At 51.0% G+C, this 16,511-nt stretch carries 15 protein-coding genes; 7 read left to right on the forward strand and 8 right to left on the reverse strand.

Annotated features, from left to right (window positions below; all coding sequences use genetic code 11):
- Positions 1–111: 111 nt before the first annotated feature.
- Positions 112–480 carry a YbbD-related protein gene (locus K5621_RS18205; protein ID WP_083399806.1) on the forward strand — a complete coding sequence of 123 codons (369 nt, stop codon included), beginning with the start codon at positions 112–114 and terminating at the stop codon, positions 478–480.
- Between the two features lie 4 nt (positions 481–484).
- Here the strand turns inward: K5621_RS18205 and K5621_RS18210 are convergent, their stop codons facing one another.
- Both K5621_RS18210 and K5621_RS18215 read right to left on the reverse strand, forming a co-directional pair.
- Positions 485–1,096 carry a response regulator transcription factor gene (locus K5621_RS18210; protein ID WP_342370130.1) on the reverse strand — a complete coding sequence of 204 codons (612 nt, stop codon included), beginning with the start codon at positions 1,094–1,096 and terminating at the stop codon, positions 485–487.
- On the reverse strand, positions 1,071–2,825 hold the full coding sequence (locus tag K5621_RS18215; RefSeq protein WP_221049963.1) for a sensor histidine kinase: 1,755 nt from the start codon (positions 2,823–2,825) through the stop codon (positions 1,071–1,073). The genes K5621_RS18210 and K5621_RS18215 overlap by 26 nt, the downstream gene beginning before the upstream one ends.
- Positions 2,826–3,004: 179 nt before the next feature.
- Here K5621_RS18215 and K5621_RS18220 point away from each other — a divergent pair, with 179 nt between their 5' ends.
- The 3 genes from K5621_RS18220 to K5621_RS18230 are packed head-to-tail and all read left to right on the forward strand — an operon-like array spanning position 3,005 to position 5,953.
- A complete protein-coding gene (locus K5621_RS18220) occupies positions 3,005–4,525 on the forward strand; it encodes an FAD-dependent oxidoreductase (RefSeq protein ID WP_221049964.1) in 1,521 nt (506 codons plus the stop codon).
- A 10-nt stretch (positions 4,526–4,535) separates the two neighbouring features.
- Complete coding sequence (locus K5621_RS18225; RefSeq protein WP_221049965.1) at positions 4,536–4,907, forward strand: cytochrome c3 family protein; 372 nt, start codon at positions 4,536–4,538, stop codon at positions 4,905–4,907.
- 14 nt (positions 4,908–4,921) lie between these two features.
- A complete protein-coding gene (locus tag K5621_RS18230; RefSeq protein WP_221049966.1) occupies positions 4,922–5,953 on the forward strand; it encodes a porin in 1,032 nt (343 codons plus the stop codon).
- Positions 5,954–6,021: 68 nt separating this feature from the next.
- Here the strand turns inward: K5621_RS18230 and caiA are convergent, their stop codons facing one another.
- Entirely contained in the window at positions 6,022–7,158 is a 1,137-nt protein-coding gene (gene caiA, locus K5621_RS18235; protein WP_100143432.1) for a crotonobetainyl-CoA dehydrogenase, read from the reverse strand.
- A 343-nt stretch (positions 7,159–7,501) separates the two neighbouring features.
- On the opposite strand from caiA, the gene K5621_RS18240 reads away from it, so the two are divergent.
- On the forward strand, positions 7,502–8,149 hold the full coding sequence (locus K5621_RS18240) for an MBL fold metallo-hydrolase (RefSeq protein ID WP_100143431.1): 648 nt from the start codon (positions 7,502–7,504) through the stop codon (positions 8,147–8,149).
- Positions 8,150–8,196: 47 nt separating this feature from the next.
- On the opposite strand, the gene K5621_RS18245 is transcribed toward K5621_RS18240, so the two are convergent.
- The 5 genes from K5621_RS18245 to fixA form a co-directional block, all read right to left on the reverse strand.
- Positions 8,197–9,516 carry an MFS transporter gene (locus tag K5621_RS18245; RefSeq protein ID WP_100143430.1) on the reverse strand — a complete coding sequence of 440 codons (1,320 nt, stop codon included), beginning with the start codon at positions 9,514–9,516 and terminating at the stop codon, positions 8,197–8,199.
- Between the two features lie 346 nt (positions 9,517–9,862).
- Positions 9,863–10,150 carry a 4Fe-4S dicluster domain-containing protein gene (locus tag K5621_RS18250; RefSeq protein ID WP_100143429.1) on the reverse strand — a complete coding sequence of 96 codons (288 nt, stop codon included), beginning with the start codon at positions 10,148–10,150 and terminating at the stop codon, positions 9,863–9,865.
- Positions 10,147–11,439 carry an FAD-dependent oxidoreductase gene (locus tag K5621_RS18255; RefSeq protein WP_215773801.1) on the reverse strand — a complete coding sequence of 431 codons (1,293 nt, stop codon included), beginning with the start codon at positions 11,437–11,439 and terminating at the stop codon, positions 10,147–10,149. The genes K5621_RS18250 and K5621_RS18255 overlap by 4 nt, the downstream gene beginning before the upstream one ends.
- Positions 11,440–11,499: 60 nt before the next feature.
- Positions 11,500–12,450 (reverse strand): FAD-binding protein, encoded by a 951-nt coding sequence (locus K5621_RS18260; RefSeq protein WP_100143427.1) that lies wholly within the window; start codon positions 12,448–12,450, stop codon positions 11,500–11,502.
- 10 nt (positions 12,451–12,460) lie between these two features.
- Positions 12,461–13,234, reverse strand: a complete 774-nt coding sequence (fixA, locus tag K5621_RS18265) for a putative electron transfer flavoprotein FixA (protein WP_221049967.1) — start codon at positions 13,232–13,234, stop codon at positions 12,461–12,463.
- A gap of 521 nt (positions 13,235–13,755) precedes the next feature.
- Between fixA and K5621_RS18270 the strand changes: the two genes are divergently transcribed.
- Both K5621_RS18270 and caiT read left to right on the forward strand, forming a co-directional pair.
- A complete protein-coding gene (locus tag K5621_RS18270) occupies positions 13,756–14,862 on the forward strand; it encodes a hypothetical protein (RefSeq protein WP_157929059.1) in 1,107 nt (368 codons plus the stop codon).
- Positions 14,863–14,990: 128 nt separating this feature from the next.
- The gene (gene caiT / locus K5621_RS18275; protein WP_100143424.1) at positions 14,991–16,511 is read left to right on the forward strand and encodes an L-carnitine/gamma-butyrobetaine antiporter; all 1,521 of its coding nucleotides are present in this window, start codon (positions 14,991–14,993) and stop codon (positions 16,509–16,511) included.

Consider the following 16,511-nt stretch of genomic DNA (forward strand, 5'->3'; position numbering starts at 1 on the left):
ATAAACCAAGCGTCCAGAAAAAGCAAAACAGCTGAAAGCACCTTGGCTTCAGACTAGGTACAGGCCGCCTTTGTTACAGTAGAACACCATTTCTCTGACAAGGAGCCCAAGATGAAACCCCTGATGCGTTCCCTTTCCATCAGCTCCATGCTGACATTAACCGCCTTACTCTGGGGTTGCAGCGATGTCATCAGCGAACAATACCCCACCGAGGCCGAAGCCCGGGCTGAAGGAGTATTCGAGCGTGGCTGGCTGCCGCCGATATTGCCGCCCTCGGCCACAGAGATAAAGGTCAACAATGATCTGGACAACAACAGCTCCAGCGGCAGTTTCCGCCTGCCCGCGTCGGCGATGAGCGAGTTCACTTCTCAGTTAAAAGCCGAAGAAGGTCTGGCCAACAGCTGGTATTACCGCGAAGGCGACTCCCTGTGGATCTTCCGCCTGACCCAGGACGGAGTTATCCAGTACCAACTGCAGTAAGGCTTCAGCTAGGTAACGGTTGCAGCTTGGCCAACAGGAAGGCCAACTCGGCCACATTGTGGACGGCCATCTTCTCCAGTACTTTCTTTCGATGCAGCTCCACCGTTCTCTGGGTGACGTAGAGCTCGGCGGCAATCACCTTGTTGAGCTTGCCCGCCAACACTCTTTGCATCACTTCTCGCTCCCGCGGGGTCAAGGTTGCCAGACGGGAACGGATCTCGGCCTGTTCACTGCCGACAGTAAAACGCTGCGCCGTCAGGGCTGCGCCCTTGCTTAGCAGTTCAAGCAGCCGATCACCATCGACTGGCTTTTCGAGAAAATCCATCGCCCCTTGCTGCATCGCCTTTACCGCCATGGCGATATTGCCATGACCTGTCAGTATGATGACCGCCAATGGACTGGACGCTTGCAGCAGTTGTTGATGTAGACTGATCCCATCCATGCCGGGCATCTGCACATCGAGTACCAGTACCCCGGGCAGTTGCCAGGCCGCACCATCCAGGAAGCTTGCCGCACAGTCAAAACCAACTGCCTCTATGCCTTGGCCCTTGAGCATCCACTGCAGTGATTCAAGCACATCCTGATCATCATCAACCAGATATACAGGGGTCATCATCGATTCTCCTCGGCAGTACCACCACCATGTCCAAGCCGCGCTCGCTGTTGTGGGCACTGATGCTGCCACCATGTTCTTCCACAATACGTTTGCAGATAATCATCCCCAACCCCAGGCCGTTGCTCTTATTGGTTTCAAACGGGAAAAACAGCCGTTCAAGCTGAGCCTCACTCAAGCCAGTGCCCGCATCGGATATCGTCAGCCGACATTGATTGGCGTTGTACTCGAGACTGAGTCTTAACCAGGGTTCCTCACTCTGCTCCATGGCATCCAAGGCATTGAGCAACAGATTGACCAATACCTGCTGCAACAAGTTGGCATCCCCATCTATGGTCACGGCTTGCAACTCACACACAGGGACAACCCCCAGACGCTTGAGCTCGGGCGCCGTCAGCGCCAGGGTGTCGCGAATGAGCTCGTCCAGACGAAAACAGCGACGCTCACAGGGCTGCTGACAAAACTCCCGTAATCGGCGAATCGTATCCTGGGCCCTGTCCACCTGGCTGATAAGCTTGCTGAGGGCGTCTTTGATCTCCTGCTGCTCGTCTCCCAGACGATACAGACACCCCTGGGCCAGATAGCGGATCCCGGCCAGAGGCTGCTTGAGTTCGTGAGAGATACCTGAGGCCATTTCACCAGTCAGTAGTACCCTCTGCGCCCGATAAAACTGATTCCGCTGCTCAAGCAGAGCCTTTTGGGTTCGGCTGTGCTGCTCCATTTCGCTGCGCAGTGCCCCGGTGCGCTGCACCACCAGACGTTTTATCCGTAAGTGATGCAGATACCCCAACAGTAGGCACAACAAGATGGCCCCCACCCAGGGAGCCACACCTGAAACCACCCTGTGCCAGTTGGTTTGAAACGGCCATTGCTGCAAAGTGCGCCGCAGCGCAAACACGCTGCTGTCGTTCACCGGCACAGACCAACCCGCATACCCGCCCGCCTTGGCCGCGGCTGAATCCTCAGTCAGCGCCAGCAGTGCCCTGGCCACTTCGGTTGCCAGGGCACTATCTGTGTGACCCGGCTTGGACAGGGCGGTATAGGGATATAAACGGCTCGATACCTGGCACTGAAACCCAGGGGGCTTTTCCGCCAGCAACACCTTAAACGCCTCTTTGGGATAACGCCCGGAAGCGATGGCCTGCTCCAGCACACAGGCGGGCAATACCGCCAGATCGGCCTCGCCGCTCAGCAACCTGTCCAACAAAGCGGTCTGCGGAAAGCCAACAAACTGCAACGCCTTGAGCTCGGTGGCAGGGTTGATCCCCCGCCGCGCCAGTTCACCGCTGAAGATTAGAAAACCGCCGAAAGCCTTGGGATCGGTAGAGATGATCCTCAATTGTGACAACTGCTGCCAACTCGTCAGTTGCACCTCGGGGCGGGCCACCAGCGTCGACCCCATCGCCAGTTCCGGATCCCGGCCATCTCTGGGTATAAGCGTCAATAACTGGCTGACACCATAGTCTTTCTTATAACCCACTGTGGCGTATTGATTGGCGAGAATAAAATCCAAAGCGCCTTGGCTCACCTGTTGATCCAGCTCAGCCGGAGTCAGAGGCAACAGAGTCACCCTCTGGCCGGTATGCTCGCTTATTGCTGTCGCCGTGTCCTGCCAGGCCAAGAGCGTATCGGCCGGCTCACCAAAAGTGAGGATACCGATACGGATATCGGCCCAGGCCTGGGGCAGGCACAGGCAAAACAGCAACAACACGCTTGGCAAATAACGGCACATGGCAAATTAGTTAAGCATTAAACACCTCGCCATTATGCGTTATTTCATGCCGCGACAAGCGGCTTTAAGCGCGGGAGTTGATCGGCTTCACATCTGAGATTCGCTTTCGGAAAACCGCTATATAGCGGCGCCGATGATTTTGATTCCATGGTGCCATGCAAACAAAAAGAGAGGCTGATATGAACGCTAAAGTGACGCAAAGCCGGCGGGCTTTTCTCAAGGGAGGGCTGGCCGTTTCCGCCCTGGGACTGGCACCTGTGGCTCTGGCTGCCGACAAGAGCAGCAAACCCCAAGTCCAATGGGATGAAACTTTCGATGTCGTGGTGGTCGGCAGCGGGTTGGCCGGTACCTGCGCCGCCATTCGCGCCAAAGAGCAAGGCGCCGCCGACACCATCATCATCGAGAAAATGCCGGTACTCGGCGGAACGTCGGCGATCTCCGGACTCAACTTCTCCGTGGTCAACAGTCATCTACAACAGCGAGACGGTATCCATGACTCGGCCGAACTGTTTGCCGAAGATATCAGTCGCGCCGGAGGTTTCCAGAACCATAGAAATCTCACGCTGACCATGGCTGAAACCACGACCCGGGTGCTGCCTTGGGCAATAGAGCGCGGTTGCCGCTTCCACGACAAGCTCAAGAGCCTGGGAGGCCATTCAGTGCCCAGAACCCTGTATCCGGTCAATGGCGGCGGCAAGGGGATCCTAAGACCACTGCGAGCCTTTTACACCCAGGAGCTGCAGGGTGAGATCCGCCGCCGGGTCAAGTTCGAGCGGCTGATCCAGAACGAAAATGGCGATGTGCTGGGGCTGCAGGTCCGGGAGCAATACCACTTCGATCCCGCCCTGGCCAACGATGATCGTGACAACCGCAGCGGCATTATCAAGCATTATCGAGTGCGTAGAGGTGTGGTCATGGCCGTGGGAGGCTACAGCCGCGATGTGGAATTCCGCTCGGCCGAGTTTCCCAATATCCGCGAATACATTCCCACCACCACCCACAGAGGTGCCACGGCCGGTGCGCTCAAGGCTCTGGTGGCCGCCGGCGCGCAAACCGTGCACCTGTCGCTGATGCGTTTTGCCTTCGATATTCCCACCGAAGATCTGCAGTGGGGCGCCTTGGTCGACCCGGCCAGCGGCAAACGTTTCATCAGCGAGCGAAATAACCGCCAAGTAGTGGCTGAAGCCATCTGCAACATAATGGATCGCAACAATGGTCGCTTCCCGCTGAACATCTATGACCAGGATGGCATAGACAACTTCCACGACAAGCAGCGCCTGCAGCTGGCATTGGAAGAAGGCATGATGCAACGCTACGACACGCTCGAAGCCCTGGCCCAGGGCGAAGGCATAGATCTACCTGGCCTGAAGGCGACACTCAAGCAGTACAACGCCGATGCCCAAACCGGCACCGACAGCCAGTTCGGTAAAGACTTCAAGGCCCTGAAGCAGGTCAGTGTCAAACGCGCCCCCTTCTATGCCATCAAGGCTCGTCCGAAGTTCAATTACACCCAAGGTGGCGTGCTAATCAATGAACAAGCCCAGGTCATCTCGCTAACCACAGGGCAAGCCATCAAGGGGCTGTATGCCTGCGGCGAAGCCACGGGTGGCTTGTTCGGCCGTATTCGTCTTACCGCCTGTTCCTGCCCGGATGCCTTCGCCTTTGGGGTGATTGCCGGTGAACAAGTTGCCAAAGCTTAAGGAGTCGCCCATGAAAACTTCACTGATCTCAGCCCTGTTGATGGGCACCTTGCTGGCGAGCCAAGCCTGGGCCGGCGAACTGACCAAGATGTCCAGCTCCCGCGAAGGCCGCAGCAACCACGCCTTCATGTATCAAGAAAAGGACTGTAAGACCTGTCACTTAGGTGCCCCCAAAGGCCCAGCAACAGAAACCGCCTGTCTCGAATGCCATGGCGATTACCAGCAAATTGCCGAGCAAACCCGTGACAGTAAGCCCAACCCACACGATGCCCCCCACTGGGGAGCCGATGTGCCCTGCACCGTGTGCCACGGCGAGCATAAGCCGGCAAAGGTGTTATGTAACGACTGCCACCAGTTCACATTCTCCAATTTCAGCCACTGAATTCAGAGGTCAAGATGAAAAAATTACCACTGGCTATCACAGCCCTCGCCGCCTTTTCCGGAGCCGTCAGCGCCGCCCCGACTCTCTATGGCCGCTTGGATTATTCGGTCACCCACTCGGACTCGGGCAGCGCCACCCATAAAGCCAAGTCAGGCACAGTGCTGGAAAACAACTTCACTCGCCTGGGCGTCCGGGGGCAGAACGATCTTGGCAGCGACTGGCAAGTCTTCTACCAGATTGAGCTTGGAGTCAACGCCGCCGCACAGGATGCGGGCGATAAACCCGTATCGGCGAGATCGACCTTTCTCGGACTACGGCATCAAGAATGGGGCTCGCTGGCGGCCGGACGCATGGAGCCTGTGTTCAAGATGACCAAAGGCTTTGTCGATGTGTTCGATAACTACAGCATGAAACACGATCGCCTAATGGCCGGGGATAAACGTTGGGGCGACTCACTGGAATATCGCACGCCAAACTGGCACGGCTGGCAACTGGGGGTCAGCTACCTGCTGGAAGACAACCACTTTGACACGGATGATGCTCGTCGTGACAACGGCAACTTCCAATTGGCATTGAGCTGGGGTGATAAGCGTCTCAAGCAAGGCGATCTGTATCTGGCCGCCGCCTACTCAGACGGAGTGGAAGATATCAAGGCCTGGCGCCTGGTGGGGCACTGGAAGCTGCAGCAGCTCAAGCTGGGAACCCTGATCCAACACTCGGAATTGGTCAATCCGGCCAAGCCGCAATGGCAGGCGCGGGAGGGCACAGGATTTATTGTCAGTGCCTCCTATCAACTGGACAAGTTAATGCTCAAGGCCCAGTACGGCCAAGATGATTCGGGAACCGGACTCATAGCCACGCGAATTTACGATGCCCTGGGACAAGCAGCCCAGACAGTGCCTGAGATCAGCCAATGGGGCATAGGCGCCGAGTATCAGCTGTCCAAGTCCACCAGAGTCCACACCGAAATCGGCCAGTTCGATGCCAAGGGTTACAGTGACTTTGACGACACTATCACCAGCATAGGTTTAAGATACGACTTCTAAAACCATTGCAGTCAAAGGCCCGCATTCGCGGGCCTTTTCAATGAAATAACGCTACGAAGCAGCGCCTGTTACACATACTCCCTGAGCACTTCCCGGCCCAGCGTCAGCACCTGCATCTCTTCCGAGCCGCCGGAAACTCTGTCGACCCGCAGATCGCGCCAGAAGCGGCTAATGCGATGCTCGCCAGTGATCCCCTGACCGCCAAACACCTGCATGGCATTGTCGACCACATCAAAGGCCGCCTTGGAGCAGTAGAGCTTACACTTGGCGGCATCGCCCGGGGTCATCTGGCCGTTGTCGGCCTTCCAGGCGGTGTGATAAATCATGTTCTTCATGTTGGTGAGCTGCACCGACATATAGGCAAACTTTTCCTGGATCAGCTGCGTCTTGGAGATAGGCAAGTCAAACTGTACCCGCTTGTTGGCGTAACGGGCGGCATCTTCAAAGGCGCAATAGGCACAGCCATAGTTGCTGCAGGCAATGAGGAAACGCTCCAGATCAAACTCCTTCTTCACCCTGGCAAAACCGTTGCCTTCGGTACCAAAGAAGTCCTTCTCTTCCAACTCCACGTTGTCGAACTTCACCACGCAGCAGCTATCCATTTTCAACCCCAGCTTAGGAATAAGGCTGACTGAGATCCCCGGTTTATTCATATCGACAAAAAACTCGGAGAAAATCGGTTCAAAGCTGGCAGAATCTTTGGCCATCACCACCAGATAAGGGGTCTCGGCGGCACTGGTGATATAACATTTGGTGCCATTGAGGTAGACCTTGCCCTTCTTTCGGGTATAAGTAGTCTGCAGACTGCGCACATCCGAGCCGGCATCCGGTTCGGTGACCGCCGAGTTCCACACCTGTTTGCCGGTACCTATATAGGCCATGATCTTATCGATCTGCTCCTGGGTACCTTCCTGCAAAATAGTGGGGTATCCCGCCATCTGATAAAGCACATAGGTTGGCGCACCGAGGCGACCCAGTTCTTCCCAGATCAAGGCCAGTGTCACCAGACCGGCATCGCTGCCGCCGTATTCTTCCGGAAGCAGCAAACTATCCAGCCCTAGCTTGGCCAGTTCTCTGACAAAACGCTCAGGATATTCGTTGCTGTCGTCGCAGGCGGAAAAATAACTTTCCCAGTCCTCCTGTGACATCAGCTCTCTTACTCCTGCAATAAATGCTTCTTGTTCGTTCGTCAGTCGATAGTTCATCGATACCTCAGCAAGTCTTCATCAGTAAGCAGCCCACCTGTCTAAACATCTGGACAGGAACCAAGGCAGTATAACTCTGCACATATTCGAGTCAATCCAGACAAAACGCTACAAAATGATTCAATTAATAGAAAATCCATCTAACCAAAGTGAGTCATTCAGTGAATAACTCAGATAACATAGATTATCAGACAATAGCATACAAAATTAAAGTCCAATCCCGTTCATTTACTTAATAAAATATTATTAAATGACAAAAATCATTCTTATTCATGACCAACATCAACTCAATCAAGGCATTAAACTGTAGACTCATTTTGAATTCACAAATATGGAGATATAAATGTCAAATAATGTAAAAATCAAAATAATCCCAACGACTCACTACCAACAAAATACTTGCATTTTTTGGTATGAAGACAGTAAAAAAGCCGCCATTATTGATCCAGGTGGTGAAATAGAAAAGATCATTGCGTTCATTGAACAGCATCAGTTAAAACTTGAAAAAATACTTTTAACCCATGGTCACATAGATCACATTGGTGCTGCCAAATTATTGGCCGATAAAACATCGGCAGAAATACTTGGCCCCCATAAAGATGATAAATTCTTGTTTGATATGCTACCGGATGAAGCTCGGCTATATCATTTCCCCCATTGTGAGGTGTTTTATCCAGATCGTTTTCTGGAGCAAGACGAAGTGATTCAGTTGGGTGAGTTACAGCTTCAGGTGATTCATTGTCCGGGTCATACCCCTGGGCATTTAGTATTCTTTGCCCCTGCACTCAAGTTGGCCTGGGTTGGCGATGTGTTATTCAAACACTCCATAGGCCGCTGCGACTTTCCCGGCGGGGATCATGCGGCACTGCTCAATTCCATCAAGCACAAACTCTGGCCTCTGGGTGAAGAGGTGAGTTTTATTCCCGGCCATGGTCCCATGTCCACCTTTGCAGAAGAGCGGCGCCACAATCCTTATGTCGCCGATCGTTGAAATTATCGCCGCCTCGATGGAGGCGGCTATATCCGAGGTTTTGCCGCTCAGCGTTGGACAAAGCCGGCGACACAAGTGTCCGCCAGCTTCATGCCGCGAGTTTCCGGGGCCAACATAATAGACACTACCAAGCCCAGCAATGAAATAGCGGCGCCGGCCATCATGGTCCAGGAAACCCCATAAGCATTCATAAATACAGGCAAGGCATAGGTCGAGAGTATGGTCCCTATGCGGCTGAAAGACATCACGGCCCCTACGGCCGAAGCACGGATATCAGTGGGGAACAACTCATTGGGATAGAGCCACTGCAAGATCCCCGGGCCACCGGAGCAGAAGGCATACATGCCAAAGGCTGCAATCACCAACCAGATACCAGGCGAGGACACCAGCCCCAGCATCGCCAGTGACAAGGTCATCATGGCAAAGCTAATGATAAGCAGTGGCCTGCGGCCGATGGAGTCGAGCCAATACATGGCCGGAATACAACCAATAATAAAGAAGGCACTGATGATGATATTACCAAGCGCCGAATCTTTACCGTCGTAAAAGCCCAGGGCCCCCACTATCTGTGGCCCAAAGGTGTAAATGGCAAACATGGGGATAATTTGGCAGGTCCAGATAGTGCCGATAAAGATGATCATGGTGAAGTTGCGTTTTTCAAACAGCTTACGATACTGAGTATCGCTCTTTTCTTCCGCTTCAATATGAACATTACCGCCAAAGTATTCTTGCATCACTCGTTTATACTCGGCGACCCGGCCCTTACGCAGCAACCAGCGGGGTGACTCGGGCAGATGGAAACGTCCAAGCAGGATCACCAAACAAGGGATCAAGCCGCTGCCAAGCATCCAACGCCAGCCACCCTCGAGATCATAAAGCAGATAACCAACCGCATTGGCCGCCGTTGCACCCACGTACCACATCAGCGCGATAAAACCCATGGTAAAGGCGCGCTTCTTGGTGGGAGAGAACTCGGCCACCATGGAGGTGGCTATGGGGTAATCGGCGCCGATCACCACCCCGATAAGGAAGCGCATCACCACTAACTCTATTGGGGAGGAGACAAACATAGTGGCGACTGACAGCACGGCTATCGCTATGATATCTATCAGGAACATCAATTTGCGGCCAAACAAATCTGCCACATAGCCAAAGAGCGCAGTACCGACAAACAGGCCCACCAGGGTAGATGCCCCAACCAAACCAATCCAGTTGGCATCCAACTGCATCTCGGGGATCAGCTGTTCCAGCGCCAAACCAATAATGACCAGAATGTAGCCATCGAGGAAGGGGCCACCACTGCCCCAAAACATGATTTTCTTATGTAATGGCGTAAACTCCATTTCATCGAACTTTTTAGCTTTCATATGCCAATCTCTTATATTAAATCAATAAACATCTTGATTTATTCGTTCAAAAATGTGCCATTAATCTTCAGCTTGACTTCTCAACTGAGAAATACTGAATAAAAAATGGAATTAAAACAAATCTGAAGCTCAAAAGTGAGAAAAGGTTAGAGTTAACGAACTACATAAGTTGCAGACAAGGTTTAAATTGGTTCAAAAATCAAAATAAATAAGAGCACAACACTTAAAATGGGAGTATACCAAATTCATAAATTAGCTTTACGCCATTAAATATGTGCTCTCAATTTGCACAATCGAGCTCGTTAGAAAACTAACTTAGTTTCAGATCCAGTGTTTTCATTTGAAACTAACCATAGCGATACTCGACACCAAACGTGCCTCTAGGATATTCCCACTTCTTGATAATGGTCTCGCCGCAAAGCATTTTACAGGTGCCACATTCCAAGCAACCGGCAGAGTCAAATTTTAGGCTGCCGTCGTCCTGAATTTTATAAAGCCCTGCAGGACAGGCGTTGACCAATTTACGAAATTCATTGATATCCGGGTTTTCAACAAGCTCAATATGTGGATGCCCTTCATCAACATAGAACTTGTTTACCCCCAGCTTCACATCAACATTGACTGGCTCGCTCATATCGCTGTCATCCCCTTAATACCATCTTTAATCAGATTCATATAACCCACTTCTTTGGCATGCTTCATCAGGGTCTTGCGCAGAGGCTGCGAGGCGCTGCCATCTATGGTGAACATCTCCTGCATGAGATCGGCGACCAGCTTGGGATACTGATTGAAGATCCTTGGGTTCTCCATAAAGGCGGGTAATTTCTGGTACAGCTTGAGATCTTTCATGATAAAGCTGTTGTCCAACAGTGTTTGATAGGCACTGAGTCCAGCGGCACTGAAATCATTCTTGGCCTTGGCTGCGAGCACGGCTCTGGCTGCAGCCTCACCGGATGCAATAGCCAAGTCCATTCCGCGAACCGTATAGCCCACGTTGATACAGAAACCTGCGGCATCGCCGACAATCAAGACACCATCATCCACCAGCTTGGGCACCATGTTCAGTCCGGCCTCGGGAACCACGTGGCCTGAGTACTCGAGCAGCTTGCCGCCTTCAATCAAAGGCTTGATCGCCGGATGATTCTTGAAGTCTTCCAGCATCTGCGGCACTGTCTTGGAGGAAGTTTCGATATGGTGCAAACCACACACTACGCCCAGAGAGACTGTGTCTTTATTGGTGTAGAGGAAGCCCCCACCCAAGAGACCATTGGAAGGTGAACCGGCAAACAACCAAGCAACCCCTTCGTCACCACTGACATTAAAGCGATCCTTAATCTGCTGCTCGGACAGGGCAATCAGCTCCTTGGCACCGACCGCCATGGCACTGGCTTGCACCTTGGGCTTCACCATGCCGATCTGCTCACCCAGAAGTGGATTGACTCCTTCAGCCAGAATCACTGTCTTGGCCAGCAGTGAATCGCCATCGGCTTCTACACCAACAACCTTACCGTCTTCCTTGAGAATTTTTTCGACCCGAATACCGGTAATAAACTGAGCCCCGGCTTCCTCGGCCTGTTCGGCCAACCACTGGTCGAAAGTGCCCCTGAGCAGAGTATAAGATTCCTCTACCGGCTCCTGACCACGGCCGTTGTGATAGTCCAGAGTTACTGCTGTATCATCAGTGAGAAACGATACTTTTTCCTTGGTGACCTTACGCTCCAGCGGTGCCCGCTTGGCAAAGTCAGGCATGATCTTTTCCAGGCTATGAGCATAGAGTCTACCGCCAGTCATATTCTTGGCCCCGGCATAGTTGCCGCGTTCAATCACCAGAACATCGGCGCCCTGACTGGCCAGGACATAGGCAGCAACGCAGCCGGCGAGTCCGCCTCCCACTATGATTGCGTCAAATGCATCTTCTGACATGCTGATCCTCTCTTGAATTCGAGACTACCGGCCCCTTGAGCCGGTAGTCGGGCCAGACAGTTAACCTTTGAAACTGTTCAGTAAGGCTGGAACTATCTTGTTGATATCACCGACAATGCCGTAATCCGCATACTGGAAAATGGGGGCATTCTTATCTTTGTTGACGGCGATAATGGTTTGGGAATCATTGACACCGACCATGTGCTGGATCTGACCGGAAATACCGACAGCCACATAGACATCAGGCTTGATCATCACACCTGAAACCCCAATGTAGCGCTCACGCTCCATCCATTTTTCGGTTTCGGCGATCGGGCGACTACAACCCAGTTCGGCTCCCACATTGTCGGCCAGCTGTTCAAGCAACTTCAGGTTATCCAGAGAACCGATACCGTTACCGACACCGATAACGCGCTTAGCCTTACCCAAATCCACATTGGACTTTTCTTTTGGCCGACGAGCCAGGCAACGAATCCCATTGGCAGGGGCAACAAATTCCAGAGCGATAGTTTCGGCGCTGCGACCCGCTTCTTCGACAGGCAACTCCTTGAAGGCACCGGCAGCCAGAGTCACTACGGCAATTTGAGAGGTGATCTTCTCTTCACCTATGGCCAGGCCACCGTAGACCAGGTGCTTGGCACCCACATGGCCTTCACCATCGACTGTGAGTTCGGCGGCATCATTGAAAACCCCGGCACTCAGGCGTACACCCAGCTTGGCAGCCAACGCCTTGCCACGACGGCTGGCAGGCAGCAAGACCAAAGATTGCTGCGCTTCGGCTTCAATGGCCTTGGCCATGGTCAGAGCATAATCTTCAACTATGCGGCTAGAATCCTTCTCACCCAGGTGATACACCTTGTTTGCACCCAGTGCTGCAGCTCTGGCGACTTCATCAGCACCACCCAAGACAAATACAGAAACACTGTTACCCAGTTGCAGACCGGCGGCCATTACTTCGGGAAGACGAGTGGCCTCACTGCTGAAAACCCAAACATTTGCTAGCTTGCTCATTTCATCCCCCTCAATTCAATACGTTGCCAATATGACCGACAAACTCGGCAACCTGGCCATCGTCATCACCCTCGATGATGATCTGTTTGCGAGCCTTCTGCTCAGGCGCAGTAATAGACACCAGCTCAACCAGTTGTGGGATCTCTTCCAGCGCCAGTTCGGCATAAGCCAACTTGTTGACCGGCTTTTTACCTGCGGCCAGAATGGCTTTCATTGAAGGGATTTGAGGTTCGTTGATATCGGCAGAAACGGCCAACACGGCAGGGAGTGACAACTCCAGCTCTTCAACTTCATCGTCCAGCTCGCGCTCGACCCGGACCACACCATTGGCGACTTCCAGAATCTTGCTAACACCATTGATGCAAGGCACTTGCAGCAATTCACCAAGCAGCAAGCCTACTTGCTGAGCATAGAGGTCACCGGAACCGTCACCGCAGAGGATCAGGTCATAACCTTCCTGTTTGGCCGCCGCCGCCAGCACTCTGGCAGTTTCATGCGGCAATACCTGTTCCAACTTAGGGTCGCAGACCAGAGTCAGTGCATCCGGGCCTCTTGAAAGAATATCTTTACAGGCTTTGGGAGCCGCCAAGGCATCGGCACCAATACTCAGCGCAATCACGCTGCAGTCACTCTGGGAGGCCTTCAGTTGCACTGCGGCTTCAACGGCACACAGATCGAATTGGCCAATTTTTTTATTCACATTACTTGTGTCTACAGGAAGGTTGGGAATGACTTTGATATCCTGCTCTTCCGGGACAAGCTTATAACATGCAATGATCTTCATCTTATCTCCAGTCTAAGTATCACTATAAACATTTATCTCTACCGGTTTGCATACATCTATATTGGTGACCTAAAACCCATAACCTATAAAACTTCTGGCTTATGTCACACAAATACAGTCCCTGACTCTGGGAAAAAGAAAATAAACCGCCAAATCCATTCAATATCACAAATGGACATCAGATTAATTCATGCCAACCAAATTTAGAGTTGCTTAATTGATTATTGAGTTAATTAAGAAAACCTCTCCCAATCATCAGCGTTATTTTATTAATACAAGCTATTCCCACCAGAGACCAAACAAATTCGCTCGGCGAGGTGTTTTTTGTGAAGTGCATCTAAATTTTAATCGGTTAATAGTAAAATTTGATTATATAACGACCTTCAACTGTTCATTTTGGAGCATTTAATTGACATTGATCACATAATTTTATCCAGGCGAATCAAAACTGTGATGGCGCGACATTTTTTTATTAATTTACGAAACCATAATCGGTTCAAATTAAAAACGGAGGATGCTGGATGAATAAGTTCAAGCTAAAAAACCTAAGCTTGATGCTATTAGGATTAACGCTTAGCGCGCCAAGCATGGCGGTGGACATCAGTGGTTCAATAAGAGCTAACTACAGTATTAAAGACTTTAGTGATGCTTCCAAGGCCACGGGTGGTGACTTCGATTTCAATACCTTGGGAATAAAGCTCTCCCAAGATTTTGAAGACTATGGATTTGTCGCTGAATACCGCTTTGCCGATGGCTATGACTATCTTAAAAACGGTTATGCCTACTGGAATGCCAACGAAGATCTGACCCTGCAGCTCGGGGTGGTCAACAAGGCATTCGGTAACAAGAACTTTGCTTCTCATAACTGGTGGTACAGCCTCAACTACTACCTGGGCTTTGAAGACGACTATGGTGTTGGTTTCAATATCAACCACAAATTCAATAACTTCGAAACTGATTTTTCTTTTATTCAGAGCTCTCTCTACAAGGGCAGCGACCATCGCAACTTCGCCGGCACCATAAGTTCAGGCACAGTCAATGGCACTACCTACAATAACAAGGAATACAATACAGTCAGTCTGCGTGAGACCTACAGATGGGAAAATGACAACTGGCAAGTACTCCTGGGAGCCTCCGCTGAATACGGCCAACTTTATAATCCAGTAGCCGATGAATCAGGAGACAACCTGAACTATGCCGTTCACCTGGATGCCAAATATCGTGGTTGGGGTGTACAACTCCAGTATTTGAAATATGACTTTGATCAATATGATGATGGTCAAATCGATACTTCAAAAATTGGTGTTGGTGCAGTAAATGGTTTTTATGAAGTAGCCGCCAAAGGCGACATCATGACCTTCAACCTGTCAAAAGTTGTCGATACTCAATGGGGTGGTCAATTCACCTTCTACAACGACTTCAGCATTTTGACTCCAGATGAGTCAAAATTTGATGACTCTGTACTTAATAGTACTGGGGTTTCTCTTTCATACAAACAATTCTTTGTATATGTCGACTATTATCATGCCAAAAATGTTCTATGGCTGGGTGACAATAGTCTAGGTCTAGAGGACAGTGATAAGGAGTGGAATGGTCGATTCAACATTCACCTGCAATATTGGTTTTAATAACTGAGCTATTTAGCCAGTAGCTCAAACCCAAATCATTTTATATTAATCTGAGGTTTTTAATTAAACCTCACGGGCTCACCTTTCCTGAAAATCAGTTAAAGACTTTTTGGGTATGGAGAATTTTGATGAGTGAAAATAAAAAGATCAAAAAGGCCGGTATTGAAGCGAAAATATTTTTCCCTTCACTATTGGTGGTGATCCTTCTCTCCTACTTTACCGTGAGAGACCTTGATGCAGCCAATGAAGTTATCAGCGCAGTCTTCCACTATTTAACCCATAGTTGGGGCTGGGCATTTGAATGGTACATGATAGTCATGCTGGCCGGCTGGCTCTGGTTGCTATTCGGTCCTTATGCCAATAACCGTCTCGGTAATGAAGAACCGGAATTCAGTACCGGAAGCTGGATCTTCCTGATGTTTGCCTCCTGTACCTCAGCCGCCGTGCTGTTCTGGGGTTCATTGGAGATCTACTATTATGTCAGTTATCCCCCATTTGAAATGGAGCCTCTGACAGTCCAAGCCAAAGAATTTGGTCTGGCCTATAGTTTGTTCCACTGGGGACCACTGCCATGGGCCGGTTATGCCTTCTTCTCTGTCGCTCTGGGTTACTTCCTGTTCGTAAAGAAAATGGACGTGGTACGCCCCAGCGGTACGCTTTATCCCATCATGGGCAAGAAGTGTGAAGGCATCATAGGCACCATCATAGATAACATCTATGTCGTCGCGCTGATCCTGGCCATGGGTACCAGTCTGGGTCTGGCAACGCCTCTGGTTACCGAGTGTATTCAATATCTGTTCGGTATTCCGCGCACCATTGAAGTAGATGCCACCATCATCTCAGCCTGGATCATCTTCAACGCCGTTTGTGTAGCCTTTGGCCTGCAAAAAGGGATCAAGATTGCCAGTGACCTGCGCAGCTACCTGAGCATCATCATCCTTGCCTGGGTATTCATCATTGGCGCCACCACTTTCACAGTAAACTACTTCACCGATTCCATCGGGGTATTGCTGATGAACATGGGCCGTATGCTGTTCTACACTGCCTCAGTCAGTGAAAGCAGCTTCCCTCAGGATTGGACAGTGTTCTACTGGGCCTGGTGGGTAGTTTACGGCATCCAGATGTGTATCTTCCTGGCCAAGATCTCTCGCGGCAGAACCGTGCGTCAGCTGTGTCTGGCCATGGTCGGCGGCTTGACAGCTTCTACCTGGTTGCTGTGGACCATTCTGGGCAGTAACACACTTAATCTGATGAATGAAAATATCGTCAATATGCCTGCCCTGATTGAACAATATGGTGCCGCCAGGGCCATTATTGAAACCTGGGCCGCTTTGCCAATGAGCACCATCACCATGTGGATGTTCTTTATTCTGTGTTTCTTGGCAACAGTGACATTAATTAACGCCTGTTCTTACACATTGGCCATGTCAACCTGTAAAGGCGTCGATGCGGATAATGAACCACCAGTTTGGGTTCGTGTAGGTTGGTCTGTATTGGTCGGTGTTATCGGTATTGTTTTGTTGGCACTTGGTGGATTAAAACCATTGCAAACAGCAATTATTGCCGGCGGTGCACCTCTCGTTTTCGTGAACATAATGATCATTATCTCATTCTTGAAAGATTCACGAAAAAATAATTGGAAGAGTTAA

The sequence above is a fragment of the Shewanella carassii genome (assembly GCF_019670705.1).
GTDB lineage: Bacteria > Pseudomonadota > Gammaproteobacteria > Enterobacterales > Shewanellaceae > Shewanella > Shewanella carassii.

Bases quoted from the DNA above. Each gene is read 5' to 3' on its own strand.
- K5621_RS18205 (WP_083399806.1), top strand. From the start codon at position 112: ATGAAACCCCTGATGCGTTCCCTTTCCATCAGCTCCATGCTGACATTA.
- K5621_RS18210 (WP_342370130.1), bottom strand. From the start codon at position 1,096: ATGATGACCCCTGTATATCTGGTTGATGATGATCAGGATGTGCTTGAA.
- K5621_RS18215 (WP_221049963.1), bottom strand. From the start codon at position 2,825: ATGTGCCGTTATTTGCCAAGCGTGTTGTTGCTGTTTTGCCTGTGCCTG.
- K5621_RS18220 (WP_221049964.1), top strand. From the start codon at position 3,005: ATGAACGCTAAAGTGACGCAAAGCCGGCGGGCTTTTCTCAAGGGAGGG.
- K5621_RS18225 (WP_221049965.1), top strand. From the start codon at position 4,536: ATGAAAACTTCACTGATCTCAGCCCTGTTGATGGGCACCTTGCTGGCG.
- K5621_RS18230 (WP_221049966.1), top strand. From the start codon at position 4,922: ATGAAAAAATTACCACTGGCTATCACAGCCCTCGCCGCCTTTTCCGGA.
- caiA (WP_100143432.1), bottom strand. From the start codon at position 7,158: ATGAACTATCGACTGACGAACGAACAAGAAGCATTTATTGCAGGAGTA.
- K5621_RS18240 (WP_100143431.1), top strand. From the start codon at position 7,502: ATGTCAAATAATGTAAAAATCAAAATAATCCCAACGACTCACTACCAA.
- K5621_RS18245 (WP_100143430.1), bottom strand. From the start codon at position 9,516: ATGAAAGCTAAAAAGTTCGATGAAATGGAGTTTACGCCATTACATAAG.
- K5621_RS18250 (WP_100143429.1), bottom strand. From the start codon at position 10,150: ATGAGCGAGCCAGTCAATGTTGATGTGAAGCTGGGGGTAAACAAGTTC.
- K5621_RS18255 (WP_215773801.1), bottom strand. From the start codon at position 11,439: ATGTCAGAAGATGCATTTGACGCAATCATAGTGGGAGGCGGACTCGCC.
- K5621_RS18260 (WP_100143427.1), bottom strand. From the start codon at position 12,450: ATGAGCAAGCTAGCAAATGTTTGGGTTTTCAGCAGTGAGGCCACTCGT.
- fixA (WP_221049967.1), bottom strand. From the start codon at position 13,234: ATGAAGATCATTGCATGTTATAAGCTTGTCCCGGAAGAGCAGGATATC.
- K5621_RS18270 (WP_157929059.1), top strand. From the start codon at position 13,756: ATGAATAAGTTCAAGCTAAAAAACCTAAGCTTGATGCTATTAGGATTA.
- caiT (WP_100143424.1), top strand. From the start codon at position 14,991: ATGAGTGAAAATAAAAAGATCAAAAAGGCCGGTATTGAAGCGAAAATA.